This window comes from Streptomyces sp. NBC_00154, from assembly GCF_026342835.1.
GTDB lineage: Bacteria > Actinomycetota > Actinomycetes > Streptomycetales > Streptomycetaceae > Streptomyces.
The window spans coordinates 4,475,412-4,502,279 of record NZ_JAPEMI010000001.1 but is presented as its reverse complement, the minus strand read 5'-3'; the positions used below and the strand labels follow the sequence as shown (position 1 = coordinate 4,502,279).

Here is a 26,868-nt window from a genome sequence, read left to right as displayed (position 1 = left end):
GAGCCACTGGCCGACGGCGACCGAGTGTCTCGCTCGCCTCAGTGCACGTGCCCGCTGGGAGCAGGCGCGGCGTTCTTGACCGCCAGCGGCAGCAACTTCTTGCCGGTCGGCCCGATTTGGATGGACGTATCCATCTGCGGACACACGCCGCAGTCGAAGCACGGGGTCCAGCGGCAGTCCTCGACCTCGGTCTCGTCGAGCGAGTCCTGCCAGTCCTCCCAGAGCCAGTCCTTGTCGAGACCGGAGTCCAGGTGGTCCCAGGGCAGGACCTCCTCGTAGGTGCGCTCACGGGTGGTGTACCAGTCGACGTCCACCCCGAACCCGGGGAGCGTCTTCTCGGCACACGCCATCCAGCGGTCGTACGAGAAGTGCTCGCGCCAGCCGTCGAAGCGGCCGCCGGCCTCGTAGACCGCGCGGATGACGGAACCGATGCGGCGGTCGCCGCGCGAGAGCAGGCCCTCGACGATGCCGGGCTTGCCGTCGTGGTAGCGGAAGCCGATCGAGCGGCCGTACTTCTTGTCGCCGCGAATCTTGTCGCGCAGCTTCTCCAGACGGGCGTCGGTCTCCTCGGCACTGAGCTGCGGGGCCCACTGGAACGGGGTGTGCGGCTTGGGTACGAAGCCACCGATGGAGACGGTGCAGCGGATGTCGTTCTGCCCGGAGACCTCGCGGCCCTTGGCGATCACGTTGACCGCCATGTCGCCGATCTGGAGGACGTCCTCGTCGGTCTCGGTGGGCAGGCCGCACATGAAGTACAGCTTCACCTGGCGCCAGCCGTTGCCGTACGCGGTGGCGACGGTCCGGATGAGGTCCTCTTCCGAGACCATCTTGTTGATGACCTTGCGCATGCGCTCGGAGCCGCCCTCGGGGGCGAACGTGAGGCCCGAGCGGCGGCCGTTGCGGGTCAGCTCGTTGGCCAGGTCCACGTTGAACGCGTCGACGCGGGTGGAGGGCAGCGAGAGGCCGATCTTGTCCTCGGTGTACCGGTCGGCGAGGCCCTTCGCGATGTCGCCGATCTCACTGTGGTCCGCGGAGGACAGGGACAGCAGGCCGACCTCCTCGAAGCCGGTCGCCTTGAGACCCTTCTCGACCATTTCGCCGATGCCGGTGATGCTTCGTTCCCGCACGGGGCGCGTGATCATGCCGGCCTGGCAGAAACGGCAGCCGCGGGTGCAGCCGCGGAAGATCTCGACGGACATCCGCTCGTGGACGGTCTCGGCGAGGGGGACGAGGGGCTGCTTCGGGTACGGCCACTCGTCGAGGTCCATCACGGTGTGCTTGGAGACCCGCCACGGCACGCCCGACTTGTTCGGCACGACGCGGCCGATGCGGCCGTCCGGGAGGTACTCGACGTCGTAGAACCTCGGCACGTAGACGCCACCGGTCTTCGCAAGCCGGAACAGCACCTCCTCGCGCCCACCGGGACGGCCTTCGGCCTTCCAGCCGCGGATGATCTCGGTGATCTCCAGGACCGCCTGCTCGCCGTCGCCGATGACCGCGCAGTCGATGAACTCCGCGATCGGCTCGGGGTTGAAGGCGGCGTGGCCGCCCGCGAGCACGATCGGGTCGTCGAGGCCGCGGTCCCGGGCGTCCAGGGGGATGCCCGCGAGGTCCAGGGCGGTGAGCATGTTGGTGTAGCCGAGCTCGGTGGAGAAGCTCAGCCCGAAGACGTCGAACGCCTTCACCGGGCGGTGGCTGTCCACGGTGAACTGCGGGACCTTGTGCTCGCGCATCAGCTCTTCGAGGTCCGGCCAGACGCTGTACGTGCGCTCGGCCATGACGCCGTCGCGCTCGTTGAGTACCTCGTAAAGGATCATGACGCCCTGGTTGGGCAGTCCGACCTCGTACGCGTCCGGGTACATCAGAGCCCAGCGGACGTCACACTCGTCCCACGGCTTGACGGTGGAGTTCAGCTCACCGCCGACGTACTGGATGGGCTTCTGCACATGCGGGAGCAGAGCTTCGAGCTGTGGGAAGACCGATTCGACAGACATCGCGAACTTTCGAGAGCCGGCAGGGGTGACCATCCAGCGTACCCCGGTGCTCAGCCTTCCAGCGCCGCCCGCAATTTCGGCCGGGACGCCCGTTCCCACACCTCGGGAAGCTCCTGTTCGCGGGCGGCGGCGGTCGCCTCCTCGTGCCCGTACAGCAGTCCCCAGGTGAATGCGGTCTCCCCCGCGGCGTGCGCCTGGGCGGCCAGTGTGCGCAGGGCGTCGCGGGCGACGACGCTGTCCTGGTGGTCGCCGAGCACGGTCTGTACGGCCTTCATCCGCCGGGCGAACTTCTTGGCGGGGCGGCCCAGCGCGACGGTCGCCGCCTCCCCCGCGTACCGGGCGCGTTTCGCCGCCTTGCGGGCGTCGTGCATGGCGAGGTCGCGGTCGGGACCGGGCCGGAGTTCCAGGGCGTGGTCGATACGGGTGGCGAGGCGCTCGTAGTCCCGCAGCACGGCGCGGGGCAGTGCGTCCTCGGGGGCGTGGGCCGCGGCGGGCAGCAGCGGCGGCGCGGCCTGGAGTGCGTCGAGGCTTTCCAGGAGGGCCAGGTAGCGCTTGCCGTCGAGTACGCCGACGGTCCGGCGCCGGGAGCCGGCCCGCCGGGCCACGGACCAGATCCGGAGCCGGCTGCGGACGGGGCCGAGAACCAGGGTGCGGGGCAGCTCGGCGATCCGGGCGCGCAGGCGTTCGTCGAGGACCTCCTGGTCGCGGTCGATTCCGAGCTCGGCCGCCAGCCATTTCAGTTCGTCGCCGACGGGGTCGGTGACGGTGCGGTCGAGGATCTTCCGGTACGTCCTGAAGGCGCTGCGCAGTCTGCGGGTGGCGACCCGCATCTGGTGCACGGAGTCGGGGAGGTCACGGCGTACGGCGGGGTCGAGGGCGACGACGGCGGTGATCTGGTCGCGTACGTACCCCATGACGTGGTCGCCCGCCGTCCGGGGCCGTGGTGCGGTCTTCTTCGCGGTGCGCTGCTTCTTCGGGACCGTCTTGTCCCCCGGGGCTGTCTCGGCGAGAGCCCGGGCCAGTTTGGAGGCCGATGCGGACGGCTTCACGCCGGCCTTGCGGAACCGGTGTTCGACGGCGTCGAGGAAGGCGGGGTCACCGTCATCGGCGAGTTCGACCTCGATCTCGGTCCAGGCCGCTGTACCGCTGCCGCCCGCGAGCCGAACGGCCCGGACCTCGTCGACACTGAGTTCGGCGAGGAGCGACCCGTCGGGGCCGAGCAGATGGTGGACGTCGCGCGAGGAATGCAGTCGGACGACCGGGACGAGTTCCGTCTCCCTGACCCGGGAGCGCAGGAGCGCGGCGAGGCTGCGCGGAAGGGTGTCGGAGAGCGGGGCCCGGATCTCGTCACGGATCCCATGGGCGACGGGGAATTTGAGGTGCCAGCCCGCGTCGTCGCCGCCGGTGCGGCGACGCAGGGTGAGGGAGTCGGCGGCGAGCCGCTGGTCCTCGGTGTCGTAGTAGACGGCGTCGAGTTCCATGACGCCGCGGTGGTCCACGGCCGCGACCCCGGCCACTCGGGTGAGCTCGGGGAGCCGGGTGTCGACGGTGGCTTCGTACTTCCGCTCGATTTCGCGCTTCGAGTCCGCCATGCACCGAATCTAGACGCGTTTGCCGCCGCCCGGCAGGGGGCCCGGCGGATGGGTCACCTGCTCAGGCCGTTATCGGCCGCTGCATCCTGATCGACTGGAGCAGTCCGATGGCCACCCAGACGGCGAACATGGACGACCCTCCGTACGACACGAACGGCAGGGGGAGTCCGGCGACGGGCATGATGCCGAGCGTCATGCCGATGTTCTCGAACGCCTGGAAGGCGAACCAGGCGATGATTCCGGCGGCGACGATCGTGCCGTACAGCTCGGTGGTCTCGCGGGCGATCCGGCAGGCGCGCCACAGGACGATGCCGAGGAGGACGAGGATCAGTCCGGCGCCGAGGAAGCCGAGTTCTTCGCCCGCGACGGTGAAGACGAAGTCGGTCTGCTGCTCGGGGACGAACTGACCGGTGGTCTGGGTGCCCTGGAAGAGGCCGGTGCCGGTGAGTCCGCCGGAGCCGATCGCGATGCGGGCCTGGTTGGTGTTGTAGCCGACGCCCGCCGGGTCGAGTGCCGGGTTGGCGAAGGCGGCGAAGCGGGCGATCTGGTAGTCGTCGAGCAGACCGAGCTGCCAGACGGCGACGGCTCCGGCCACGCCGGCGCCGAGGAGGCCGAAGATCCAGCGGTTCGACGCCCCGGAGGCGAGGAGCACGCCGAGCACGATGACGGCCATGACCATGACGGAGCCGAGGTCCGGCATCCCCATGACGATCACCATGGGGAGGAGCGCGAGGCCCAGCGCCTTGGCGACGGTCCGGTGGTCGGGGTGCACCTGGTCGCCCGCGTCGACGCGGGCGGCGAGGACCATCGCCATGACGAGGATGATGGTGATCTTGGTGAATTCGGACGGCTGCAGGGAGAAGCCGCCACCGATGATGATCCAGGCGTGGGCGCCGTTGACGGTGGCGCCGAGCGGGGTGAGTACGGCGAGGACCAGGAGCACCGAGAGGCCGTAGAGGATCGGGACGGCGCCGCGCAGGGTGCGGTGGCCGAGCCAGATCGTGCCGACCATCAGGGCGAATCCGATGCCGGTGTTGAGTGCGTGCCGGAGCAGGAAGTAGTACGGGTCCCCGTGGGTGAGGGCGTCGCGGCCGCGGGTCGCGGAGTAGACCAGGGCGGAGCCGATGAGGGAGAGCGCGATGGCGGAGCCGAGGAGCGGCCAGTCGAGCCGGCGCACGACCGAGTCGCGGGCGGTGAGCCGGCCCCAGGCGGAACGCTTGGGGGCGTACCGGGAGACGGAGAAGCCGGACATCAGTCACGCCTCCCGAGCACCGCGGCGAGTGTCTGCTCCGCCGGGACCTTCTGCGAGTCCGGGTCGTAGGGCTTGATCGTCGGGGCGTCGATAGAGCCGTCGTGCTGGATCTTGGGCAGGGACTTCTGCGGGGTGGGCAGCAGCGCCTTCTTGAGATCCTGCTTGCCGGAGTCGTCGAGTCCGTAGAGCGCGTCGTAGATGTTGCGGACGGCAGGCCCGGAGGCGCCGGAGCCCGTACCACCCTGGGAGATCGTCATGACGATCGAGTAGTCCTTGGTGTACGTCGCGAACCACGAGGTCGTCTGCTTGCCGTAGACCTCGGCCGTGCCCGTCTTGGCGTGCATCGGGATCTTGTCCTGCGGCCAGCCGCCGAACCTCCAGGCGGCGGTACCGCGGGTCGCGACGCCCGCCAGCGCCCCCTCCATCTCCTTCAGGGTCTTGGCGCTGACCGGCAGCTTGCCGTGCGACTTGGGCCCGATCATGCTGACGTGCTTGCCGTCGGGGCTGACGATCGCCTTGCCGACGGTCGGGTCGTAGAGCGTGCCGCCGTTGCTGATGGCGGCGTAGATGGTCGCCATCTGGATCGGGGTGACGAGGGTGTCGCCCTGGCCGATCGAGTAGTTGATCGAGTCATAGGCGTGCAGCTTCATGCCTTCGAGGCAGTTCTCGTGGGCGAGCACGGTGTTGAAGTCCTTCTTCTTGGGCCACTTCTTGGCCTGTTCGCACCACGTGTCCTTGTTGGCCTTCCAGAAGTCCTTCTTCCACTGGCGGTCGGGGACGCGGCCGGTGACCTCGTTGGGGAGGTCGATGCCGGTCTCCTTGCCGAGGCCGAACTGGTGGGCGGTCTTGAAGAACCAGTCCTTGGCGTTCTTCTTCGGCTTCATCCCGCCGTCCTTCTGCCACTGCTGGTAGCCGAGGGCGTAGAAGACGGTGTCGCAGGAGACCTCGAGTGCCTGGCCCAGGGTGATGGGGCCGTGGCTCTGCGATTCGAAGTTCTGGTAGGTGTGGCCCTCGGCCGTGTACGAGCTGCCGCAGGTGTAGTGGCCGTCGAACGGGTAGCCCGCCTGGATGGAAGCCGCGGTCGAGACGACCTTGAAGATCGAGCCCGGGGCGGCCTGACCCTGGATGCCCCGGTTGAGCAGCGGATAGTTGGACTTCTTGCTGGTCATCCGGGCGTAGTCCTTGCCCGAGATGCCGCCGACCCAGGCGTTGGGGTCGTAGTCGGGCAGGGAGGCCATCGCGACCACGCGGCCGGTCTTGGCTTCCATCACGACGACGGCGCCGGAGTCCGCCTTGTAGTTCTCGTTGGTGTTCTTGTCGAACTGGGTGCGGGCGACCTTCATCGCGTCGTTCAGCTCGTACTCCGCGACGGCCTGGACCCGGGCGTCGATGGAGGTGACGACGCTCGATCCGGGCTCGGCCTTGTCGTCCTTCGCCTGGCCGATGACCCGGCCGAGGTTGTCGACCTCGTAGCGGGTGACGCCGGCCTTGCCGCGCAGTTCCTTGTCGTACGTACGCTCCAGGCCGGAGCGGCCGACCTGGTCGGAGCGGAGGTACGGCGAGTCGGTGTCCTTGGCCTTGGTGATCTCTTCGTCGGTGACGGGCGAGAGGTAGCCGAGGACCTGGGCGGTGTTGGCCTTGCCGGGTGCGGCGTAGCGGCGTACGGCGGTGGGTTCGGCGGTGATGCCGGGGAAGTCCTCGGCACGTTCGCGGATCTGGAGGGCCTGCTGGGTGGTGGCCTCGTCGGTGACCGGGATCGGCTGGTACGGCGAACCGTTCCAGCAGGGCTGCGGCGTCTTCGCGTCGCAGAGCCGGATCTTGTCGAAGACGTCCTTCGGCTTCATGCCGAGCACATCGGCGAGGCGGGTCAGGACGCCCTTGCCGTCGTCGTCCATCTTCATCAGATCGGTGCGGTCGGCGGAGACGACCAGGCGGGTCTCGTTGTCGGCGAGGGGCACTCCCCGCGCGTCGAGGATCGAGCCGCGGACCGCGGGCTGGACGACCTGCTGGACGTGGTTGTTCTTCGCCTCGTCGGTGTACTCCTGGCCGTTGCGGATCTGGAGGTACCAGAGGCGGCCGCCGAGCGTCAGCAGCAGGGAGAAGACGAGGACCTGGATGATGATGAGCCGGATCTGGACCCGCTGGGTCCGGCCCGTCTCCGGGATGTTACTCACGGGGCGCCCCCGGTAGTGGTCGGGCCGGGGGTCCGGGGGGTGTCCCCGGCGAGGTTCAGCCTCACAGTCGCTTGACTCCCTTGATCCGTCCGGCCCGTGCCGCTCGGCTGCGGGCAGCCTTCAAACGCAGTCCGCCGCGCGGGCTGCCGATCCTGAGTCCGGTGCCGGAGGAGAGCCAGCCCGCGGCCATGTCGCCGCCGCTCGAGGAATCGGAGAGCGGGTCGTTCTCGGTGCGTCTGGCGAGCGCCATGATCAGCGGAACGGTGAACGGCGCGAGGAGCAGATCGTAGACGGCTGCGGTGAACAGCAGGCTGCCGAGGCCGACATGACGGGCGGCGGTGTCCCCGACGAGGGCGCCGACGAGGGCGTACAGCAGGGTCGACCCGATCGCTGCGGCCACCACGGCGGCCATCGGGACGAACGCGGACTTGAGCCGGCCGTTGTCCGGCCGGACAAGCCCGGCGCAGTAGCCGATGACGCAGAGGACCAGGGCGTAGCGTCCGGCGGCATGGTCGGCGGGCGGTGCCAGGTCGGCGAGGAGTCCCGCGCCGAAACCGATCAGGGCGCCGGCGACATGTCCGTACACGAAGGCCAGACCGAGGACGACGAGGAGCAGCAGGTCGGGGACGGCGCCGGGCAGCTGCAGCCGGGCAAGTACGGAGACCTGGACGACGAGGGCGATCACGACCAGGGCGGTGGAGAGCAGAGTCCTGTTGAAGCGCATGGGGATCAGCTCTACCTCTGCTCGTTGACCGCGTTGCCGGTGGATCCGGTGGGGTTCGGACTCCCGCTGGGGGTCCCGTTGACGTTCCCGACCACCTTGCCGTGGGTGTCGACGATGTCGCCGTTGGGCGAGATCGTGACGGTGACCGTCGGGGTGGGCTTCGGCTTCTCGGCCTTCTTCGGCAGGACCATGTCGCGGGGGTCCTCGCGCGGTGCCTGGACGACGATGCCGACGATGTCGAGCCTGCTGAAGGCGGCGTACGGGCGGACGTAGACGGTACGGGTGAGGTCACCGCCCGACGGGTCGACGCGGACGACCTCTCCGACCGGGACGCCCGGCACGAACGGCTTGCCCTTGCTGGAGCCGAAGGTGACCAGCCGGTCGCCCTTCTTCACCTTGGCCTTGCCGTTGAGGAACTGGACGGACAGCGGACGGTCGCCCTGGCCGGTGGCGAAGCCGAGCTCGTCGGTCTTCTCCATCCGGGTGCCGACGGTGAAGTCGGGGTCGTTGGCGAGGAGCACCGTCGCGGTGTCCGGGCCGACGGTGGTGACCCGGCCGACGAGCCCGTCGCCGTTGATGACGGTCATGTCGCGCTTGATGCCGTCGTCGGAGCCGGCGTCGATCGTGACGGTCCAGGAGAAGCCCTGGGCCGCTCCTATGGCGATGACCTCGGCAGCCTTGATGCCGTACTGCCCGGCGGACGACTTCTTCAGAAGCTTGTCGAGTTCGCGGACCCGGCTGCGGTTGCGGTCGTCGCTGCCGAGCTTCGCCTTCAGCGCGGCGTTCTGCTGTTCCAGGACGGCGATCCGGTCGTGTCGTGCACCGGATGCACGGATCGCCCCTATGGCGTTGCCCACCGGATCGACGGCTGCCGCGACGCCTTTCTCGACCGGCCCGAAGGCCGTTGCGGCCGCCTGCCGGGCGCCGTCCACCGGTGACTCCTCGCCGCCACGGATGTCCACCGTAATCAGTGCGAATGCGATGGCGATCAGCAGAACCAGGAGCAGCCGGCTCTCTCGTGTGTCCCTCACGTGCGGCGGCCGTGCCTTCCTCGTCGGGATGTTCGTGTCTGTATATCAACGATCCGCCGTGCGGGGCGGCAGCGCCCGTACGGCGGACCGCTGTGTTGTCGACCCGGTATTACCTGCGGGGCTGGGCGTCCAGCACCTGCTGGAGCGCCTCGAACTCCTCGACACACTTGCCTGATCCGAGCGCCACCGAGTCCAGTGGATCCTCGGCGATATGGATCGGCATGCCGGTCTCCTGGCGCAGCCGCTCGTCCAGTCCGCGCAGCAGCGCACCGCCGCCGGTGAGGACGATGCCGCGGTCCATGACGTCACCGGAGAGCTCCGGGGGGCACTTGTCGAGCGTCGTCTTCACGGCGTCGACGATCGCGTTGACCGGCTCCTCGATGGCCTTGCGGACCTCGGCCGCGGAGATGACCACGGTCTTGGGCAGTCCGGAGACCAGGTCGCGACCGCGGATCTCGGTGTGCTCGTCCTTGTCGATCTCGTACGCCGAGCCAATGGTGATCTTGATCTGTTCGGCGGTCCGCTCACCGAGGAGGAGCGAGTACTCCTTCTTGATGTGCTGGATGATCGCGTTGTCCAGCTCGTCGCCGGCGACCCGGATCGACTGGGCAGTGACGATTCCGCCGAGCGAGATGACCGCGACCTCGGTGGTGCCGCCGCCGATGTCGACGACCATGTTGCCGGTGGCCTCGTGGACCGGCAGGCCCGAGCCGATGGCGGCGGCCATCGGCTCCTCGATGATGTGCACCTGGCGCGCACCGGCCTGCGTCGACGCCTCGATGACGGCGCGTCGCTCGACCCCGGTGATGCCGGAGGGAACGCAGACGACGACACGCGGGCGGGCCAGGTAGCGGCGCTTGTGGATCTTCAGGATGAAGTAACGGAGCATCCGCTCCGTGATCTCGAAGTCGGCGATCACGCCGTCCTTCAGGGGCCGCACGGCAACGATGTTGCCGGGCGTGCGCCCGATCATCTTCTTGGCCTCGGAACCGACTGCCAGGATGCCGCCGGTGTTGGTGTTGATGGCCACGACGGACGGCTCGTTCAGAACGATGCCGCGCCCCCTGACGTACACCAGCGTGTTGGCAGTCCCGAGGTCGATAGCCATGTCACGGCCGATGAACGACATTGAGTTCCCCTTGTTCCCCATGAGGATGCGTCGGGCCTTCCCAAGAAAGCGATGATGGCTTGTTTTTGGTAGGCGAAGTGAGCGCTGCGGGCGTGGAAGATTCCATCGTAGTGCCGTATGCACGGACACCGCGCGAGGGGCCTTCGCCAGTTTGGGCGGAACGGGTGGCCGTTCCACTCATGGTGACGCTACGTCGGAGGGATGCGTTCCCCCGATCGGCGGTCATATGCCGAAGGGCGACCGAATTACTTCGGTCGCCCCAGGTCATCAGCGCTGTTCGGCTGATCCGAGGTCAGGAAAGTCCCGGAAAGAACAGCTTCAGTTCTCGCTCTGCGGACTCCTCGGAGTCCGAGGCGTGGATGAGGTTCTCGCGGGTGATCGTCCCGAAGTCGCCACGGATCGATCCGGGCGCGGCGGCGATCGGGTCGGTCGGGCCGGCCAGGGCGCGGACGCCCTCGATGATCCGCTCGCCCTCGGCGACCAGGACGACGACCGGGCCGGACTGCATGAACTCGACGAGCGGCTCGTAGAACGGGCGGCCGACGTGCTCGGCGTAGTGCTGCTCCAGGGTCGCACGGTCCAGCGTGCGCAGCTCCAGCGCGGTGACCTGCCAGCCGGCCTTGCGCTCGATCCGGCCGACGATCTCGCCGATCAGCCCACGCCGGACGGCGTCGGGCTTGAGAAGGACGAGGGTGCGCTGAGTCATGTGCGGCTCCTTGAAGGCATGCGGGTGCGGTGAGGCGAGATTACAGGGCTACGCGGACGGGCCAACGGCCGGGTTTGCCCGCCGTGACCGGCTTCGGCCGGCCGCCGGGGTCCTAGCTGGTCGCTTCCTGCGCCGCCCAGCGGGCCTTGGCCTCATCGATCTTGCGCCCGTAGTGCACCGAGGCCCACCAGAGGGCGCCGAAGAGCAGACCGAGGATGTACATCATCGGGATGAAGAACCCGCCGGCGACCAGCGCGATCTGCAGCGCCCAACCGAGCTGCACGCCGCCGGGGCGGGTGATCACGCCGCAGAGCACGACGGACAGCAGCATGCCGATGCCGCAGACCGTCCAGACGGTGGCGCTCGACAGGTCGTCGGACTTCATGGCGACGAGTCCGGCGAAGCCGATCACGAAGAACTCGCCGATCAGCGTCGATGCACAGAGCGTACGCACAGGGTCAGTGCCTTCCCAGAAGCAGCCGGGCCTCGCCGACCGTGATCACGGAACCTGTGACGAGTACGCCGGCGCCCGCGTACTCGTTCTCCTCCTCGGCGAGGGTGATCGCCGCCTCCAGCGCGTCGTCGAGGCGCGGTTCGACCTGGACACGGTCACCGCCGAAGACCTCGACCGCGATGGCGGCCAGTGCGTCGGCGTTCATCGCGCGGCCGGTGGAGTTCTGTGTGACGACGACCTCGGCGAAGATCGGCTCGAAGGCTTCGAGGAGCCCCCGGACGTCCTTGTCGTCGCTGACGCCGACCACGCCGATCAGCCGGGAGAAGCCGAATGCCTCGGACAGCCCGTCGGCGGTGGCGCGGGCACCCGCCGGGTTGTGGGCGGCGTCCAGGACCACGGTCGGGCTGCTCCGTACGACTTCGAGGCGGCCGGGCGAGCGCACCGAGGCGAAGGCCCGGCGGATCGTCTCCTGGTCGAGCGAGCCGGACTGCTCGGCACCGATACCGAAGAACGCCTCGACCGCGGAGAGCGCCACCGCCGCGTTGTGCGCCTGGTGGGCGCCGTACAGCGGGAGGAAGATCTCCTCGTACTCGCCACCGAGGCCACGCAGTGTCAGCAGCTGTCCGCCGACCGCGATCTCGCGGGAGACGATGCCGAACTCCATGCCTTCGCGGGCGACCGTGGCGTCGACCTCCACGGCCTTCTTCAGCATCACCTGGGCGGCGTCGACCGGCTGCTGGGCCAGGATGACCGTGGCGCCCTGCTTGATGACTCCGGCCTTCTCACCGGCGATCTCGGCGGGCGTGGTGCCGAGCCGGTCGGTGTGGTCCAGCGAGATGGGGGTGACGACGGCGACCGAGCCGTCGATCACGTTCGTCGCGTCCCAGCTGCCGCCCATGCCGACCTCGACGACCGCGACATCGACCGGTGCGTCGGCGAAGGCCGCGTACGCCATGCCGGTCAGCACCTCGAAGAAGGAGAGCCGGTACGGCTGCTGGGCGTCGACCATCTCGACGTACGGCTTGATGTCCCGGTACGTCTCGATGAACCGCTCGGGGTCCATCGGCGAGCCGTCCAGGCTGATCCGCTCGGTGATCGACTGGACGTGCGGCGAGGTGTAGCGGCCGGTGCGCAGGTCGAAGGCGCCGAGCAGCGCCTCGATCATGCGCGCCGTGCTCGTCTTGCCGTTGGTGCCGGTGATGTGGATCGAGGGGTACGCGCGCTGCGGCTCGCCGAGCACGTCCATCAGTGCGGCGATGCGCGCCACCGAGGGTTCGAGTTTGGTCTCACCCCAGCGGCCGGCGAGCTCCTGCTCCACCGCGCGCAGCGCCTTGTCCACCTCCGGGTCGGCGGGGCGGGCGGGGACCTCGTCGCCCGGGACCGGTCCCGAGGCGGTGCGCAGGGTGCGGCTGCCGGCCTCGATCACCGCAAGGTCGGGGTCGCGTTGGGTCGCTTCGTCGACGATCTCCGCGAAGGTGTCGTCGGACTCGGACGCGTCGTGCCGGTCGGAAGGGCGGGGCTCACTCACGGGGCCCAGTCTACGGACCGGGACGGACATCCGGCGCAGCGCCCGGGCAATGGGCACGAATGGGCGCCCGTACGGCGAAGCCCCCGTGCCCCTGGTCGGTCAGGGGCACGGGGGCTTCGCACTCAGGTCATCAGCTCTGCGGCAGGTTCGCCAGCTGAGCGGTGATCCGCGCGATGTCCGCGTCGGCCTTGGCGAGCCGGGTACGGATCTTGTCGACCACGTTGTCCGGGGCCTTGGCCAGGAACGCCTCGTTGCCGAGCTTCGCGTTGGCCTGGGCCTTCTCCTTCTCGGCGGCGCCCAGGTCCTTCGCCAGGCGCTTGCGCTCGGCCTCCACGTCGATGGTGCCGGACAGGTCGAGGGCGACGGTGGCCCCGGCGACCGGCAGCGACGCGGTGGCGTGGAAGCCGTCCCCGGCGGGCTGCAGGCGCAGCAGCTGGCGGATGGCCGCCTCGTGCGGGGCCAGCGCCGTGCCGGTCACGGTGAGCTCGGCCGGGACCTTCTGGCCGGGCTGCAGGCCCTGGTCGGAGCGGAACCGGCGGACCTCGGTGACGACCTGCTGGACGAGCTCGATCTCCTGTTCGGCGGCCTCGTCACGGAAGCCGGAGTCCTTCGGCCAGTCGGCGACGACGACGGACTCGCGGCCGGTCAGGGAGGTCCAGAGCGTCTCGGTGACGAACGGGACGACCGGGTGCAGGAGCCGCAGCATCACGTCGAGGACCTCACCGAGGACCCGGCCGGAGACCTTGGCCTGCTCGCCGCCGGCGAAGAACGTGGTCTTCGACAGCTCGACGTACCAGTCGAAGACCTCGTCCCACGCGAAGTGGAAGAGCGCGTCGCTGAGCTTGGAGAACTGGAAATCCTCGTAGAACGCGTCGACTTCGGCGACGGTCTTGTTGAGCTTCGACAGGATCCAGCGGTCCGTCGCGGACATCTGCGACGGGTCGGGCAGCTCGCCCTCGATCGTTGCGCCGTTCATCAGCGCGAAGCGCGTGGCGTTCCAGATCTTGTTGGCGAAGTTGCGCGAACCCTGGACCCAGTCCTCGCCGATCGGGACGTCGACACCCGGGTTGGCGCCGCGCGCCAGGGTGAAGCGCAGTGCGTCGGAGCCGTACTTGTCCATCCAGTCCAGCGGGTTGACCGCATTGCCGAAGGACTTGGACATCTTCTTGCCGAACTGGTCGCGGACCATGCCGTGCAGGGCGATGGTGTGGAAAGGCGGGGTGCCGTCCATCGCGTACAGGCCGAACATCATCATCCGGGCGACCCAGAAGAAGAGGATGTCGTAGCCGGTGACCAGGACGGAGTTCGGGTAGAACTTCGCCAGGCTCTCGGTCTGCTCCGGCCAGCCGAGCGTCGAGAACGGCCACAGGCCGGAGGAGAACCAGGTGTCGAGGACATCGGTCTCCTGCGTCCAGCCCTCGCCGGTCGGCGGCTGCTCATCGGGGCCGACGCAGACGATCTCCCCGTTCGGGCCGTACCAGACGGGGATGCGGTGGCCCCACCACAGCTGACGCGAGATGCACCAGTCATGGAGGTTGTCGACCCAGTCGAAGTACCGCTTCTCCATCTCCTGCGGGTGGATCTTGACCCGGCCGTCGCGGACCGCGTCGCCCGCCGCCTTGGCCAGCGGGCCGACCTTGACCCACCACTGCATGGACAGCCGCGGCTCGATCGTCGTCTTGCAGCGCGAGCAGTGGCCGACGGAGTGGACGTACGGACGCTTCTCGGCGACGATCCGGCCCTCGGCGCGCAGAGCGCCGACGATGGCGCTGCGCGCCTCCAGCCGGTCCAGGCCCTGGAAGGGACCGTGCGCCGTGATGATCGCGTGCTCGTCCATGACGGCGAGGCTCGGCAGACCGTGCCGCTGGCCGATCTCGAAGTCGTTCGGGTCATGCGCGGGCGTGACCTTGACGGCGCCCGTGCCGAACTCGGGGTCGACGTGCTCGTCGGCGACGACCGGGATACGGCGGCCGGTGAGCGGCAGCTCGATGTCCTTGCCGACCAGGTGCCTGTAGCGGTCGTCCTCCGGGTGGACGGCGACGGCCGTGTCGCCCAGCATCGTCTCGGCACGCGTCGTCGCGACGACGATGGAGTCGTCGCCCTCGCCGTACCGGATGGAGACGAGCTCGCCGTCGTCGTCCTGGTACTCGACCTCGATGTCCGAGATGGCCGTGAGACAGCGCGGGCACCAGTTGATGATGCGCTCGGCCCGGTAGATCAGCTCGTCGTCGTAGAGCTTCTTGAAGATGGTCTGGACGGCCTGGGACAGACCCTCGTCCATGGTGAAGCGCTCACGCGACCAGGCGACACCGTCACCCAGGCGCTTCATCTGCCCGGAGATCTGTCCGCCGGACTCGCCCTTCCACTGCCAGACGCGGTCGATGAAGGCCTCGCGCCCCAGGTCGTGGCGGGACTTGCCCTCCTTGGCGAGCTCACGCTCGACAACGTTCTGCGTGGCGATACCGGCGTGGTCCATGCCGGGCTGCCACAGCGTCTCGTAGCCCTGCATCCGCTTGCGGCGGGTGAGGGCGTCGATCAGCGTGTGCTCGAAGGCGTGCCCCAGGTGGAGGCTGCCCGTGACGTTCGGCGGCGGGATGACAACGGTGAACGGAGGCTTGTCGCTTGTCGCGTCGGCCTCGAAGTAACCACGTTCTACCCAGCGCTCATACAGCTTCCCCTCTACCTCGGCCGGTGCGTACTGGGTCGGCAGTTCGGGGTTGCTGGCTGGCGTCTGCTGAGTGTTCTCGGTCACGGGGGACAGTTTAGGGCCGTCACAGTCGTGCACTGAAACCGGTTTGTTGAGTAACGGTGTGGCTCCCGTCGCCCCATGCCAGTGGGGCTTCCGACAGGATGTTCGGAACGCATAAGCATTCCGGAGGGGACAGCACAGATGAGCCACAACCAGCCGGGCCCGTACGGGGGCCAGCCGCCGCAGGGCCAGCCCGGACCGTACGGCAGCCAGCCGCCGCAGGGTCAGCCCGGCCCGTACGGCCAGCAGCCGGGCCCGTACGGCGGTCAGCCGCCGCAGGGCGGCCAGCCGGGGTACGGGTACCCGCAGCAGGCCCCCCAGGGTGTTCCTCAGCAGCCCCAGCCGGGCTACGGCTACCCGCAGGCCCAGCAGCCGGGCCCGTACGGTCAGCAGCCCCAGGCCCCGTACGGCCAGGCCCCCTACGGCGGCCAGGTCCCGATGCCGCCGGCCGCGCCGAAGAAGAAGACCGGCCTGATCATCGGCGTCGTCGTGGTCGCGCTCGCGGTCATCGCGGGCGGGGCGTACTTCCTGACGTCGGGCGGGGGCAGCAGCACGTCGGTCGCGGACGACGGCAAGACGTACAAGCTGACGACGCCGGCGACGGTGCTCGGAGGCACGTACAAGAAGGCGCCGACCAGCACCGAAGACAAGATGACGGACGACGACCTCAAGGAGTTCGAGCAGTACGGGGTGGCCAACCCCAAGAGTGCTGCGGGCAGTTACGCCTCCGGGGACGCGGCCGCCCAGAAGCTGCTGTCGTTCAGCGGTGTGTACGGCGAGATCGAGGATCCCGCCGCTGTCGTCGACGCCATGTTCGGCAAGATGAAGACCGAAGCCGCCAAGGACAAGGAGTCCAGCGGCGAACTGGTGGGCAGTCCGAAGACCTACACCCCGGCCGGGTTCGAGAACGGCATCCTGAAGTGCCAGGAAACCAAGATCTCGGGCGAGAGCGGATCGGCCAAGCCGACGTCCATGCCCATCTGCATCTGGGGCGACCACAGCACCGTCGCCGTGGTCATCGACATGGACATGGCCGCAATGATGACCGGTAAGAGCATGTCGGTGGAGAGCGCCGCCAACAACGCGGCCAAGCTCCGCAACGACGTCCGCGTCGAGGTCAAGTAACACTTCGCGCGGCACTGAAAAGGGGCGCCCGGCCAGTCACCTGGCCGGGCGCCCCTTCACGTTGGTATCGCTGCCGCTACGCGGACTTCTCGTGCCGTCCGCCGTCGTTCTTGCCGATCGTGCGCGGCTCGCGCGGGACCAGCGTCGGGTTGACGTTGTTGCGGACCACGTCCGCCGTGATGACGACGCGGGCGACGTCCTTGCGGGACGGCACCTCGTACATCACGGACTGCAGGACTTCCTCCATGATGGCCCGAAGACCACGCGCGCCGGTGCCGCGCAGGATCGCCTGGTCGGCGATGGCCTCCAGCGCCGGGCGGTCGAAGTCCAGCTCGACACCGTCGAGTTCGAACAGCCGCTGGTACTGCTTCACCAGTGCGTTGCGCGGCTCGACGAGGATCTGCAGCAGCGCCTCGCGGTCCAGGTTGTGCACCGAGGTCAGCACGGGGAGGCGGCCGATGAACTCGGGGATCATCCCGAACTTCACCAGGTCCTCCGGCATGACCTCCTGGAACTGGTCGCTCGCCTCGATCTCACGCTTGGAGCGGATCGTCGCGCCGAAGCCGATGCCCTTGGCGCCCGCCCGGGACTCGATGATCCTCTCCAGGCCGGCGAAGGCACCGCCCACGATGAACAGCACGTTCGTCGTGTCGATCTGGATGAACTCCTGGTGCGGATGCTTCCGGCCGCCCTGCGGCGGTACGGAGGCGGTGGTGCCCTCCAGGATCTTCAGCAGGGCCTGCTGGACGCCCTCGCCGGAGACATCACGGGTGATCGACGGGTTCTCGCTCTTGCGGGCGACCTTGTCGATCTCGTCGATGTAGATGATCCCGGTCTCGGCCTTCTTGACGTCGTAGTCCGCGGCCTGGATCAGCTTCAGCAGAATGTTCTCGACGTCCTCGCCGACATAGCCGGCCTCCGTCAGCGCCGTCGCGTCGGCGATGGCGAACGGAACGTTGAGCATGCGGGCCAGCGTCTGCGCGAGGAGCGTCTTGCCGGAGCCCGTGGGGCCCAGCAGCAGGATGTTGGACTTGGCCAGCTCGATGGCGTCGTCCCGGCCCTGCGCGCCGGCGTTCTCGCCCGCCTGGACCCGCTTGTAGTGGTTGTACACAGCGACCGAGAGGGCCTTCTTCGCGGGCTCCTGACCGACGACGTACCCCTCGAGGAACTCGTAGATCTCGCGCGGCTTGGGAAGTTCCTCCCACCGCACCTCGGAGGTCTCCGCGAGCTCCTCCTCGATGATCTCGTTGCAGAGATCGATGCACTCGTCGCAGATGTACACACCGGGTCCCGCAATGAGCTTCTTCACCTGCTTCTGGCTCTTTCCGCAGAACGAGCACTTGAGCAGGTCGCCGCCATCACCGATGCGTGCCACGAGGTGCTTCCCCTTCGCCTGGGAGCAGCTTGGTGCAGCGGCTCCTGGTGCCTCTATCCGACGGTACCTTGCCTGGCCCCCCGTTCGGGCCCCCCTTGGCACGGTTCACGCGGTCACGACCGTGTGAACCGACCGTGCCAAGGGGTAAAGACCGACGTCAGGCCATCGCTCCGGCCGCGCTCTTGCGGGTGGAGACGATCTGGTCGACGAGACCGTAGGCGAGGGCGTCCTCGGCGGTCAGGATCTTGTCGCGCTCGATGTCGTCGCGGATCTTCTCCAGCGGCGTGGTGGAGTGCTTGGCCAGCATCTCCTCCAGCTGGGTACGCATCCGCAGGATCTCGTTGGCCGCGATCTCCAGGTCGGAGAGCTGCTCACGGCCCGTCTGCGAGGACGGCTGGTGGATCAGCACACGGGCGTTGGGCAGTGCCATGCGCTTGCCGGGCGTACCGGCGGCGAGCAGCACGGCCGCGGCGGAGGCCGCCTGGCCCATGCAGACCGTCTGGATGTCCGGCTTCACGAACTGCATCGTGTCGTAGATCGCGGTGAGCGCGGTGAACGAGCCGCCGGGGCTGTTGATGTAGATCGAGATGTCGCGGTCCGGGTCCATCGACTCCAGGCACAGCAGCTGCGCCATGACGTCGTTGGCGGAGGCGTCGTCGATTTGGACGCCGAGGAAGATCACGCGCTCCTCGAAGAGCTTCGCGTACGGGTCGTACTCACGCACACCCTGCGAGGTGCGCTCCACGAAGCGAGGCACGATGTAGCGGTTGTCCACCTGCGGGCCGGTGTAGAGACCGCTCGCGGAGGCGCCGGGGAAGTTGTTCATGTGGGTGTTCACCATCCTGGTGGCGTTCTGGGGGCTGGGGCTGCGGGCTGGGCGGACAGGGCTCAGGCCCCGGTGCCGCCGCCGCCCGGAACGCCCGAGGCGATCGTGATGATCTCGTCGATGAGGCCGTACTCCTTGGCCTCCTCCGCGGTGTACCAGCGGTCGCGGTCACCGTCGCGAATGATCGTCTCCACGGTCTGGCCGGAGTGGCGGGCGGTGATCTCCGCCATCCGCTGCTTCGTGCGGAGCAGGTACTGCGCCTGGATCTTGATGTCCGACGCGGTACCGCCGATGCCGGCCGAACCCTGGTGCATGAGGATGTCGGTGTTCGGGAGCGCGAAGCGCTTGCCCGCGGTGCCGCCGGTCAGCAGGAACTGGCCCATCGAGGCCGCCATGCCCATACCGATGGTGACCACGTCGTTCGGGATGTACTGCATGGTGTCGTAGACCGCCATGCCGGCCGTCACCGAGCCACCGGGGCTGTTGATGTAGAGGTAGATGTCCTTGTCCGGCTCCGCGGCAAGGAGAAGCAGCTGCGCCGTGATCTTGTTGGCGATGTCATCGTCGACCTGCTGACCGAGGAAGATGATGCGCTCGCCGAGCAGTCGGCTGTAGACCTGGTCGCCGAGGCCACCACCGAGGGACGGCTCTCCGGCGGCGTAAGGCATCAGATTCGTCACGTATCCACCTGCTCGTCTCTGACGGCTCCGGCCGTCTCAGCGTCTTCGTACCGGGCGGGCGGGGACTCCCCCACCCTTCCTATTCATGGACCCTAACGCGCAGGTAGGACAACGCCATCCCGCTTCCGCAACTGTTCGCTGGGAGCGCAAGCTGAGCAGTGCGCACAAGGGTTGTGGGGGTCGGCCACCGATACGACGACGGGCTCCGGACGCTGAGCGTCCGGAGCCCGTCGTACGGGTTCAGCGCGAGGCTCAGGCCTCGGTCTTCTCCTCGGCGGCGGCCTCGGTGTGACCCTCGGCGGCCTCGACCGTCTCGATGGCCTCTTCCTCGTCGTCCTCGAGCTCGACGAGCTCACCGTTGGTGTCGACGACCTTGGCGGCCTCGACGACCACGGCGAGCGCCTTGCCGCGGGCGACCTCGCCGACGAGCATCGGCACCTGGCCGCCCTCGACGACGGCCTGGGCGAACTGGTCGGGGCTCATGCCGGAGGAAGCAGCGCGCCGCATGAGGTGCTCGGTGAGCTCCTCCTGGTTGACGTTCAGCTTCTCCTTGTTGACGAGCTCGTCCAGGATGAACTGGGTCTTGATGCCCTTGATCGCCTGCTCGGAGGTCTCGGCCTCGAACTCCTCGAGCGTCTTGCCCTGGATCTCCAGGTACTTCTCGAGGGTCAGACCCATCTGGCCGAGCTGGTGGTGCTCGAGGTTGTGCTTGCGGGTCTGGACCTCGTCCGCGAGCAGCTTCTCGGGGATCGGGACCTCGGCCAGCTTCAGCAGCTCGTCGAGGACGCGCTCCTGGGCCTGGGTGGCCTGGTCGTACTGCTTGGTGTTCTCGAGGCGCTTGCGGCTGTCCGCCTTCAGCTCGTCGAGGGTGTCGAACTCGCTCGCCATCTGGGCGAACTCGTCGTCCAGCTCGGGGAGCTCACGGGCGGCGACGGCGGTGACCTTGACGGTGACCTCGGCCTCCTTGCCCTCGGCCGAGCCCCCCTTCAGCTCGGAGGTGAAGGTGGCCTCGCCACCCGCCTCCAGGCCGGTGACGGCCGCGTCGATGCCGTCGAGGAGCTCGCCGGAACCGATGGTGTACGAGACACCCTCGGCCACGCCGTCCTCCAGGACCTCGCCGTCGACCTTGGCCTGCAGGTCGATCGTGACGACGTCGCCCTCTGCGGCGGCGCGCTCGACCGGGTTGGTGGAGGCGAAGCGGCCACGGAGCTGCTCCACGGCCTTCTCGACGTCCTCGTCGCTGACCTCGAGGGCGTCCACGGTGACCTCGATGCCGGAGTAGTCCGGGATCTCGATCGCGGGACGCACGTCGACCTCGGCGGTGAAGGCCAGCAGCTCGCCGTCCTTCAGCTCGGTGATGTCGACCTCGGGCTGGCCCAGAACGTTGAGCTCACCCTCGTTGACAGCCTCGGTGTAGAACTTCGGGAGGGCGTCGTTGACGGCCTCCTCCAGCACAGCACCACGGCCGAACCGCTGGTCGATGACGCGGTTGGGGATCTTGCCCTTACGGAAGCCCTTCACCGTGACCTGCTGGTTGATCTTCTTGTACGCCGCGTCGAGGCTGTCCTTGAGCTCCTCGAAGGGCACCTCGATGCTGAGCCGAACCCGAGTCGGGTTCAGGGTCTCCACGGCGCTCTTCACGGTTCGGTCTCCTTGGTGGCTGACTTCTTGGGGTTCTGCTCGGCCACCGGACAGCGGCTCCGCGGATCGAGCCCGGTACATCAGACACACGGGCACGCAATTTGCATAGTAACGGCAAGGGGGATGACTCCCACAATGCGATCTTGCATGTGGTCGGGGTGGCCGGATTCGAACCGACGACCTTCCGCTCCCAAAGCGGACGCGCTACCAAGCTGCGCCACACCCCGTCGGTGCGACACGAAGGGTACATGCAGACCGGCAGTACACAGACCGCTTTACGGGGGCGGCGTGGATTGCGGCACCCGGTGCCGCAATGAGGTGTGCGGACAACGTCCGCGACCCGCTAGGATGCTCCTCGTGCCGCGGTCCCGAGGACCTGCGGCGCCTGCGGGCGTAGCTCAATGGTAGAGCCCTAGTCTTCCAAACTAGCTACGCGGGTTCGATTCCCGTCGCCCGCTCCATGCCACTCAGGGCCAGGTCAGAGGTTCATCCTCCAGCCTGGCCCTGATGCATTTCCGATCTTCGTTCCGACCTATGTGCCCGCTGCGTGCCCGTTCGGGTTGGGATCTTGCTTCCGAGCCTGCTCGACGACCGCACTCACTGCCTGACCGATCAGCCGTTCCCGTTCAGCCGTGGCGTGCTGGTAGATCAACGCGGCACGCGCGGTGCTGTGGCCCATCCTGGTCATCAACTCACGAGTGCTGGCACCGGTCGCGGCGGCGAGGGTGTTTCCGGTATGGCGAAGATCATGAAAATGCAGGCCCTTGATCCCCACCTGATCGCACGCCTTGCGCCACAGCTTGCCGAAATGGTTCCGGCGAGGGGTCGCCTTCTTGGCCCCGATGAAGACCCGACCGTCCGGCCCCGGCTCGGCGAACACGGCGAGATGCGTGGCCAGATCGCTGACGATCACGGCTGGGATCGCGACCGTGCGCTTGCCTGCCGTGCTCTTGGGCTCCTTCACCAGCTGCTTGCCGCTGTGAAGTTCAGCCACATTCCGGCGCACCCGCAGGGTTCCCGAGTTGAGGTCGATGTCACGGCGGGACAGCCCGATCAGCTCGCCCCAGCGAAGCCCTGTGAAGGCCGCCAGGAGGACGAGGGCGCGGTAGCGGGGCTGGATCGCCCCCGCAAGGTCATAGACCTCCTGAACAGTCGCTGTGGGCCGCTCAGGGGTAGGGGCAACGCTCGCCCTCTTGACGCGGCAGGGATTGCGTCGGATGAGTCGGTCTTCCACAGCGGTCATGAGCACGGCCCGCAAGAGTGCGTACGACTTGGCCACCGAGGAAGCGCCGGCACCCGCGTCCAGTCGAGCGACACGCCAGGCTCGGACCATGGCGGGAGTGATGTCGGCGAGGGCGACGCAGTCGAAAGTCGGCGCGAGGTGGTTCCGGAGGAGCGACCGATACAGGTCAGTGGTCGACGCACTGATGCCCCGCTCTGTGATCCAGGTCGAGGCGTACGAGCCGAAGGCGACCAAAGCGGCATCAGGGTCGGTCCAATCCCCCGCACGCAACTCAGCTTGGCGTTCGGCCAGCCAGTCGTCCGCTTCACGCTTCGTGCGGAAGGTGTGCGGTGCTGGGCGATCGATGCCATCCAGTCCCTGATAGCGAGCCTGGTAGCGCCCTGAAGGCAGCTTGCGAACACGGCCGAACGACCGCTTCTTGCCCGCCATCAGGCCACACTCCTCAGCCGACGCGCCGAAGGCACAACGGTGTTGGCCTCGATGAAGGCAGAGACTGCGCGTTCGGAGATGCGGACGTGTCGGCCTATCTTGACGTACTCGATCCGGTGCTCCTCGATGAGCCGCCGGGGGAACCGGACGGTGGTGCCGAGGAGTTCGGCGACCTGGCCAACAGTGAGCAGCCGTTCCATGGTCACCACTCCCCCACGGTGTCGAAGGCTTCCAGTTCGGTGCGGTTCTCTCGGGCGAGTTCGCGGTTTTGCCTGATCTCGTTGGCGATGGAGGCGGCGAGCCAGGATTCGCCGGGGGTGTGGCCCTGTCCGGCGTACTCCCAGTGCGCGATGACCAGCGTCGTGTCCTCTCCCGAGCCCTCTGCCATGTCGTCCTGGTCGAGGTCGGGCAGGCCCTTCTCCCGGCGTTCTTGCTGGGCGCGCCAGTCGGCCCGTGCGCCGCGCAGGGCTCCGAGGGTGGTCGAGTAGCGGGGTGTCTTGGTGGAGAAATGGCCGCGGAAGCCGAGCATGTGGGACCAGTGGGCGAGCAGTCGTTCCGGGTAGTCGGCGTCCAGGTCCCAGCAGGCTTCGATCAGGCGCCGGGTGTGGTCGGGCAGGCCGGGGTGCATGTCGAGTTCACGGAGCTCCCCGATGCGGCGGTCGAGGGTGCCGGTGGTCTCTGCTGCCTTGGTGGCGTATTTGGCGACGTAGGCGCCCACGGCCTGTTCGCTGACGTCGGTCTGGCCTTCAAGAGCACCGATGGGCTGCACGTCGATCTGTGTTCCCCAGCGCAGGGTCCGGGCGGGGAATCGGCCGGCAGAAGGGACGGGAACCGTGGCGCGCGCTACGGCGGCCCGGATCGCGTCGTCGAGGACTTCGACGGTGGCCCAGGCCGGGGCCGGGGTGTCGGGCCCGTCCGGTCCGTCGATGCGGATGACCGCGTGGAAGTGGACCGCGCCGCGCTTTTGGAACTCGGCGACCTTCCCGAACGAGACCCGCGCCTCTTCCTTGCAGGCCGCCTGCGTCAGTCCGGCGCGGGCAGCGACCTCACGGCGGAGGTAGATGGTGAAGCGCTGCCACAGCGCTCCCGCGTGGTTGTTCCACAGCACGGCCCCGGCGTAGTCGTAGCGCTCCGGATGGATGGCGGTACCGAGGGCGGGATCGTCCACGGCGTGGGCGGCGCCACAGCGGCAATGGCCGGAGTCGGGCCGGTTGTGGACCGGGCCGAAGGACGGGGCGGTCAGGGTGGCGAAGACGCGGGGGCGCTCGGCCACGGCGTCGGGGATGCCCTTGCCGCCGACCAGTCCGGCCATGATCAGGTGGTAGGTGTCCCCCGCGTAGGTCCAGGCGCACGACGGGCAGCGCGACGCACGGCGGTTGCCGCAGGCGATCCGCAGCCGCCCGCCCGGTTCGCTGCTGGTCGAGTACTCGAAGAACTCGCCCGTGCGCGTGTCAACGGTCTGGGAGTGGCCGCTCAGATGGATGGGCTGGGCACAGCCGCCGGTCCGCCGCACCTGCTCTTTCCAGCGCTCGAAGCGCGGGGAGTTGGCGACGCGCAGCATGTCGACCAAGGTCAGGGGATCAACGCCCACGGCAGCCGCGGTGTCAGCCACGGCCGCCGAGGACAGCGCAGGAAGGGTCACGCAGCCACCTCCCCGAGCCGCTCGGTGAGGCCCTCGATCACCGATTCCAGAGCGGCCACCCGCTCGGTCAGCGTCGAGGCGGCGGCGGGCCGGGTGAAGCCGAGTTCGGCCGGGGTGGCACGGAAGATCGCGCAGAGCAGGACCTGATACGTCTGCCCCGGGCGGTGGGTGTCGTTCTCCCAGCGGGAGACGAAGACCTTGAGCGAGTTCTCGGCCGCAATGTCCCAGCCCCAGTGATCAGCCAAAAGCATCAGCGCCCGCACCACCTTGACCTGCGACCAGCCCCGAGCCAGCCGGGCGCGGCCAAGCGGCGTGTCCGGAGCCCGCAGCGCAGGCGGCTGAACCGGAGCGGGACCAATGACGAGAGGAACGATCAAGGCGTTCATGCGGCCACCGCCTCAGTCAGCGCGGGCAGCGGCCTACCGGTCTCCCAGTCGAAGCACACGGCCACCGGGCAGAGCTCCCGGCCACGGGCGATGTGCACCAGGACGCCGGTGCCGTCCACCTTGATCCAGTCCGCACCACCGGCGACCCCACATGCCTGGCACGGCGAGGCCTCGTAGATGACACCGTCTTCGGTGCGGGACAGCGGAGCGGTTAACGGTGCAGGGTGCGAGACGACGAGCGTCGCGGGCATGATGGAAGCTCCCTTCGAGGGACGAAGGAGGGCGGCGGACTGCTTGGCGGTAGATGCGTCGCCCTCCGGGTTTGCGGCTTAACCGCATGACATAGCTTGCTATATAGCAGACTAGGGCGCAAGTGTTAGCACGGCATAGGCTGTGCTATGTCGCCCTGGTGGGTAGTCTCGGCCCATGACGGTTGAAGCCCACGACCCCAGGTCCAAGAAGGTGCAGATCGCCGACGCCTTGCGCGACGAGATCGCGAGCACCCCACTCCCGGCAGGGCACCGGCTCGCATCACTGCGCGACCTGGCAGACCGGTTCAAGGTCACGACGGTGACCGTGGGCAATGCGCTCAAGGTGCTTGCAGATGAGGGCGTGATCATCTCCGTGCCGACGCGCGGGTACTTCGTGCAGGACCGGCCGAGCGAAGACGGGGCCGGGCAAGACGCCAGCGCTCCGGTTAGCCGAGATGAGATCAACGCCATCCACTCCGAGATTCAGCAACTTGCCGCCCGCGTAGCCGAGTTGGAGAAGCGAACCCAGCCCTTGAGCGGTACCTGACAGTGATCCACCTTGCTGTCAGCACAACTGAGTAACTAGGGACAGGCGTGGTGTCACCGGGGGACAGCCTTGGTGCCAACCCCCTGTCACCCCCCGTGTCACCGGCTCTCTGAGTGCCAGACTCGACAGGCAAGCACCCCGACGGGAGGGCAGCACATGAGCGACGAACGGCCGGCATGGGCGCGACGACTTGCCTCCGAGCGAGACGCCCGGCAGTGGTCACAGGCCGAAGTGGTTGCCGCGCTCCGGGCCCACTCACCGAAGCCCTTGCCCGAAGGCTCCAGCATGGTCCGCCAATGGAAGCGGTGGGAGTCCGGCGAGGTCATGCCGAGCGACTTCTACCAGCCGATCATTGCCGCCACCTTCGGCACCGTGACCCATGCAATCTTCCCCGTCGCCGGGCAGCGAGATGGAAACGCCGAGATCGTCGCGGCGAGCGGCATGGAGACACTGGACATCATCAGCCGGTTGCAGGCATCCGACGTCGACACCGCCACCCTTGACGCACTCCGGATCACCACCGACCGGCTGTGCTCGGAGTACCCATACCTGCCAAGCGGGCAGTTGGCCGCCGAGGGCAGGCAGTGGCTCAAGCACGTTGCCGGGCTTCAGGCCCAACGCCTCACGCTCGCGCAGCACCGCGAAGTGCTCACCCTGTCCGGATGGCTCGCGCTCCTAATCGGCTGCGTCGAGTACGACATGGGCGACCGCGCAGCGGCAGAGAGCACCCGCAGGGCAGCACTGTCTTTAGCTCGTGAGGCGGACAACCCGGAGATCTCCGGTTGGGCCCACGAGATGCGCGCATGGTTCGCCCTCACGACGGGCGACTACCGCGGAATCCTGGCAGCCTCGCAGGCCGGGACCGACGCGTCTCCCAACCACGGGGTGGCGGTACAGCTTGCCGCCCAGGAGGCGAAGGGGTGGGCGCGGCTGGGAGACCGGCGGCAGACGGAAGTGGCGTTGGACCGAGGGCGGAAGCTCCTCGAAGGAATGCCGTACCCCGAGAACCTTGATCACCACTTTGTGGTGGACCCGGCGAAGTTCGATTTCTACGCGATGGACTGCTACCGCCTGCTGGGAGAGGAACGCTTCGCCGAGAACCTTGCCCACGAGGTGATCCGGGCGGGCACGGACTTCGACGGCTCCGAGCGCTCACCGATGCGCATGGCGGAGGCGCGGATCACCCTCGGCGTGGTCGCGGCCCGGCAGGGCGACTTGGACCAGGCCGTGAACTACGGCGAGTGGGCGCTGAAGGGCGACCGGCAGTCTCTGCCCTCCCTGCTCATGGTCAGCCGTGAGCTGGCGGCCATCATCAACCGGGATTACGCGACGGAGACGGCAGGCCGGGAGTACCTGGATCACCTGACTGCGCTCACTCGCGCCAGCTAAG

The 26,868-nt window shown here is 68.2% G+C and carries 23 protein-coding genes and 2 tRNA genes; 4 read left to right on the top strand and 21 right to left on the bottom strand.

Annotation, left to right across the window (positions count from 1 at the left end):
* Nucleotides 1-38: 38 nt before the first annotated feature.
* The 11 genes from OHA03_RS20170 to OHA03_RS20120 all read right to left on the bottom strand — a co-directional run bounded on the left by OHA03_RS20170 (nucleotide 39) and on the right by OHA03_RS20120 (nucleotide 15,336).
* A complete protein-coding gene (locus tag OHA03_RS20170; RefSeq protein WP_267005208.1) occupies nucleotides 39-1,994 on the bottom strand; it encodes a TIGR03960 family B12-binding radical SAM protein in 1,956 nt (651 codons plus the stop codon).
* A gap of 50 nt (nucleotides 1,995-2,044) precedes the next feature.
* Entirely contained in the window at nucleotides 2,045-3,586 is a 1,542-nt protein-coding gene (locus OHA03_RS20165; protein ID WP_267005207.1) for a CYTH and CHAD domain-containing protein, read from the bottom strand.
* Between the two features lie 61 nt (nucleotides 3,587-3,647).
* Nucleotides 3,648-4,838, bottom strand: coding sequence for a rod shape-determining protein RodA (gene rodA / locus OHA03_RS20160; protein WP_267005206.1), 1,191 nt, complete (start codon nucleotides 4,836-4,838; stop codon nucleotides 3,648-3,650).
* Nucleotides 4,838-7,012: a penicillin-binding protein 2 gene (gene mrdA, locus OHA03_RS20155; protein ID WP_267005205.1), complete on the bottom strand. Its 2,175-nt coding sequence runs from the start codon at nucleotides 7,010-7,012 to the stop codon at nucleotides 4,838-4,840. Before mrdA ends, rodA begins: the two co-directional genes overlap by 1 nt.
* 61 nt (nucleotides 7,013-7,073) lie before the next feature.
* The gene (gene mreD, locus OHA03_RS20150) at nucleotides 7,074-7,736 is read right to left on the bottom strand and encodes a rod shape-determining protein MreD (RefSeq protein WP_267005204.1); all 663 of its coding nucleotides are present in this window, start codon (nucleotides 7,734-7,736) and stop codon (nucleotides 7,074-7,076) included.
* An 11-nt stretch (nucleotides 7,737-7,747) separates the two neighbouring features.
* Complete coding sequence (gene mreC / locus OHA03_RS20145; protein ID WP_267005203.1) at nucleotides 7,748-8,767, bottom strand: rod shape-determining protein MreC; 1,020 nt, start codon at nucleotides 8,765-8,767, stop codon at nucleotides 7,748-7,750.
* Between the two features lie 109 nt (nucleotides 8,768-8,876).
* Nucleotides 8,877-9,896, bottom strand: a complete 1,020-nt coding sequence (locus OHA03_RS20140; protein ID WP_267005202.1) for a rod shape-determining protein — start codon at nucleotides 9,894-9,896, stop codon at nucleotides 8,877-8,879.
* Between the two features lie 292 nt (nucleotides 9,897-10,188).
* Nucleotides 10,189-10,602 carry a nucleoside-diphosphate kinase gene (gene ndk, locus OHA03_RS20135; protein ID WP_267005201.1) on the bottom strand — a complete coding sequence of 138 codons (414 nt, stop codon included), beginning with the start codon at nucleotides 10,600-10,602 and terminating at the stop codon, nucleotides 10,189-10,191.
* Between the two features lie 112 nt (nucleotides 10,603-10,714).
* On the bottom strand, nucleotides 10,715-11,056 hold the full coding sequence (locus OHA03_RS20130; RefSeq protein WP_267005200.1) for a DUF4233 domain-containing protein: 342 nt from the start codon (nucleotides 11,054-11,056) through the stop codon (nucleotides 10,715-10,717).
* A gap of 4 nt (nucleotides 11,057-11,060) precedes the next feature.
* Nucleotides 11,061-12,584: a folylpolyglutamate synthase/dihydrofolate synthase family protein gene (locus tag OHA03_RS20125; RefSeq protein ID WP_267005199.1), complete on the bottom strand. Its 1,524-nt coding sequence runs from the start codon at nucleotides 12,582-12,584 to the stop codon at nucleotides 11,061-11,063.
* 130 nt (nucleotides 12,585-12,714) lie between these two features.
* Nucleotides 12,715-15,336, bottom strand: coding sequence for a valine--tRNA ligase (locus OHA03_RS20120; RefSeq protein ID WP_267005198.1), 2,622 nt, complete (start codon nucleotides 15,334-15,336; stop codon nucleotides 12,715-12,717).
* 138 nt (nucleotides 15,337-15,474) lie between these two features.
* Here OHA03_RS20120 and OHA03_RS20115 point away from each other — a divergent pair, with 138 nt between their 5' ends.
* On the top strand, nucleotides 15,475-16,458 hold the full coding sequence (locus tag OHA03_RS20115) for a hypothetical protein (protein ID WP_267005197.1): 984 nt from the start codon (nucleotides 15,475-15,477) through the stop codon (nucleotides 16,456-16,458).
* Between the two features lie 76 nt (nucleotides 16,459-16,534).
* Here OHA03_RS20115 and clpX read toward each other — a convergent pair whose 3' ends face one another.
* The 5 genes from clpX to OHA03_RS20090 all read right to left on the bottom strand — a co-directional run bounded on the left by clpX (nucleotide 16,535) and on the right by OHA03_RS20090 (nucleotide 21,207).
* Entirely contained in the window at nucleotides 16,535-17,833 is a 1,299-nt protein-coding gene (clpX, locus tag OHA03_RS20110; RefSeq protein ID WP_030970081.1) for an ATP-dependent Clp protease ATP-binding subunit ClpX, read from the bottom strand.
* Between the two features lie 157 nt (nucleotides 17,834-17,990).
* Nucleotides 17,991-18,674, bottom strand: coding sequence for an ATP-dependent Clp protease proteolytic subunit (locus OHA03_RS20105; protein ID WP_030921266.1), 684 nt, complete (start codon nucleotides 18,672-18,674; stop codon nucleotides 17,991-17,993).
* A 47-nt stretch (nucleotides 18,675-18,721) separates the two neighbouring features.
* Complete coding sequence (locus OHA03_RS20100; RefSeq protein WP_267008104.1) at nucleotides 18,722-19,327, bottom strand: ATP-dependent Clp protease proteolytic subunit; 606 nt, start codon at nucleotides 19,325-19,327, stop codon at nucleotides 18,722-18,724.
* Between the two features lie 264 nt (nucleotides 19,328-19,591).
* Complete coding sequence (gene tig / locus OHA03_RS20095; protein WP_267005196.1) at nucleotides 19,592-20,980, bottom strand: trigger factor; 1,389 nt, start codon at nucleotides 20,978-20,980, stop codon at nucleotides 19,592-19,594.
* 150 nt (nucleotides 20,981-21,130) lie between these two features.
* Nucleotides 21,131-21,207 (bottom strand) — tRNA-Pro (locus OHA03_RS20090).
* 160 nt (nucleotides 21,208-21,367) lie between these two features.
* On the opposite strand from OHA03_RS20090, the gene OHA03_RS20085 reads away from it, so the two are divergent.
* Nucleotides 21,368-21,441 (top strand) — tRNA-Gly (locus OHA03_RS20085).
* 71 nt (nucleotides 21,442-21,512) lie between these two features.
* Here the strand turns inward: OHA03_RS20085 and OHA03_RS20080 are convergent.
* The 5 genes from OHA03_RS20080 to OHA03_RS20060 are packed head-to-tail and all read right to left on the bottom strand — an operon-like array spanning nucleotide 21,513 to nucleotide 24,931.
* Nucleotides 21,513-22,652: a site-specific integrase gene (locus OHA03_RS20080; RefSeq protein ID WP_267005195.1), complete on the bottom strand. Its 1,140-nt coding sequence runs from the start codon at nucleotides 22,650-22,652 to the stop codon at nucleotides 21,513-21,515.
* Nucleotides 22,652-22,852: an excisionase family DNA-binding protein gene (locus OHA03_RS20075; protein WP_267005194.1), complete on the bottom strand. Its 201-nt coding sequence runs from the start codon at nucleotides 22,850-22,852 to the stop codon at nucleotides 22,652-22,654. The genes OHA03_RS20080 and OHA03_RS20075 overlap by 1 nt, the downstream gene beginning before the upstream one ends.
* Nucleotides 22,853-22,854: 2 nt before the next feature.
* On the bottom strand, nucleotides 22,855-24,264 hold the full coding sequence (gene repSA / locus OHA03_RS20070) for a replication initiator protein RepSA (protein ID WP_323181332.1): 1,410 nt from the start codon (nucleotides 24,262-24,264) through the stop codon (nucleotides 22,855-22,857).
* 26 nt (nucleotides 24,265-24,290) lie between these two features.
* Nucleotides 24,291-24,680, bottom strand: a complete 390-nt coding sequence (locus OHA03_RS20065; RefSeq protein ID WP_267005193.1) for an XRE family transcriptional regulator — start codon at nucleotides 24,678-24,680, stop codon at nucleotides 24,291-24,293.
* Nucleotides 24,677-24,931, bottom strand: coding sequence for a hypothetical protein (locus tag OHA03_RS20060; RefSeq protein WP_267005192.1), 255 nt, complete (start codon nucleotides 24,929-24,931; stop codon nucleotides 24,677-24,679). The genes OHA03_RS20065 and OHA03_RS20060 overlap by 4 nt, the downstream gene beginning before the upstream one ends.
* Before the next feature lie 175 nt (nucleotides 24,932-25,106).
* On the opposite strand from OHA03_RS20060, the gene OHA03_RS20055 reads away from it, so the two are divergent.
* Both OHA03_RS20055 and OHA03_RS20050 read left to right on the top strand, forming a co-directional pair.
* Nucleotides 25,107-25,478 carry a winged helix-turn-helix domain-containing protein gene (locus OHA03_RS20055; RefSeq protein ID WP_267005191.1) on the top strand — a complete coding sequence of 124 codons (372 nt, stop codon included), beginning with the start codon at nucleotides 25,107-25,109 and terminating at the stop codon, nucleotides 25,476-25,478.
* Between the two features lie 156 nt (nucleotides 25,479-25,634).
* Nucleotides 25,635-26,867: an XRE family transcriptional regulator gene (locus tag OHA03_RS20050; protein ID WP_267005190.1), complete on the top strand. Its 1,233-nt coding sequence runs from the start codon at nucleotides 25,635-25,637 to the stop codon at nucleotides 26,865-26,867.
* Nucleotide 26,868 lies beyond the last annotated feature (1 nt).

What these genes read in the sequence shown, in the direction of transcription:
- OHA03_RS20170 (WP_267005208.1), bottom strand. Translation starts at nt 1,994, where the DNA reads ATGTCTGTCGAATCGGTCTTCCCACAGCTCGAAGCTCTGCTCCCGCAT.
- OHA03_RS20100 (WP_267008104.1), bottom strand. Translation starts at nt 19,327, where the DNA reads ATGCCTTACGCCGCCGGAGAGCCGTCCCTCGGTGGTGGCCTCGGCGAC.
- OHA03_RS20140 (WP_267005202.1), bottom strand. Translation starts at nt 9,896, where the DNA reads ATGTCGTTCATCGGCCGTGACATGGCTATCGACCTCGGGACTGCCAAC.
- ndk (WP_267005201.1), bottom strand. Translation starts at nt 10,602, where the DNA reads ATGACTCAGCGCACCCTCGTCCTTCTCAAGCCCGACGCCGTCCGGCGT.
- OHA03_RS20055 (WP_267005191.1), top strand. Translation starts at nt 25,107, where the DNA reads ATGACGGTTGAAGCCCACGACCCCAGGTCCAAGAAGGTGCAGATCGCC.
- OHA03_RS20080 (WP_267005195.1), bottom strand. Translation starts at nt 22,652, where the DNA reads ATGGCGGGCAAGAAGCGGTCGTTCGGCCGTGTTCGCAAGCTGCCTTCA.
- mreD (WP_267005204.1), bottom strand. Translation starts at nt 7,736, where the DNA reads ATGCGCTTCAACAGGACTCTGCTCTCCACCGCCCTGGTCGTGATCGCC.
- OHA03_RS20165 (WP_267005207.1), bottom strand. Translation starts at nt 3,586, where the DNA reads ATGGCGGACTCGAAGCGCGAAATCGAGCGGAAGTACGAAGCCACCGTC.
- OHA03_RS20050 (WP_267005190.1), top strand. Translation starts at nt 25,635, where the DNA reads ATGAGCGACGAACGGCCGGCATGGGCGCGACGACTTGCCTCCGAGCGA.
- OHA03_RS20105 (WP_030921266.1), bottom strand. Translation starts at nt 18,674, where the DNA reads ATGGTGAACACCCACATGAACAACTTCCCCGGCGCCTCCGCGAGCGGT.
- OHA03_RS20115 (WP_267005197.1), top strand. Translation starts at nt 15,475, where the DNA reads ATGAGCCACAACCAGCCGGGCCCGTACGGGGGCCAGCCGCCGCAGGGC.
- OHA03_RS20060 (WP_267005192.1), bottom strand. Translation starts at nt 24,931, where the DNA reads ATGCCCGCGACGCTCGTCGTCTCGCACCCTGCACCGTTAACCGCTCCG.
- OHA03_RS20075 (WP_267005194.1), bottom strand. Translation starts at nt 22,852, where the DNA reads ATGGAACGGCTGCTCACTGTTGGCCAGGTCGCCGAACTCCTCGGCACC.
- OHA03_RS20065 (WP_267005193.1), bottom strand. Translation starts at nt 24,680, where the DNA reads ATGAACGCCTTGATCGTTCCTCTCGTCATTGGTCCCGCTCCGGTTCAG.
- rodA (WP_267005206.1), bottom strand. Translation starts at nt 4,838, where the DNA reads ATGTCCGGCTTCTCCGTCTCCCGGTACGCCCCCAAGCGTTCCGCCTGG.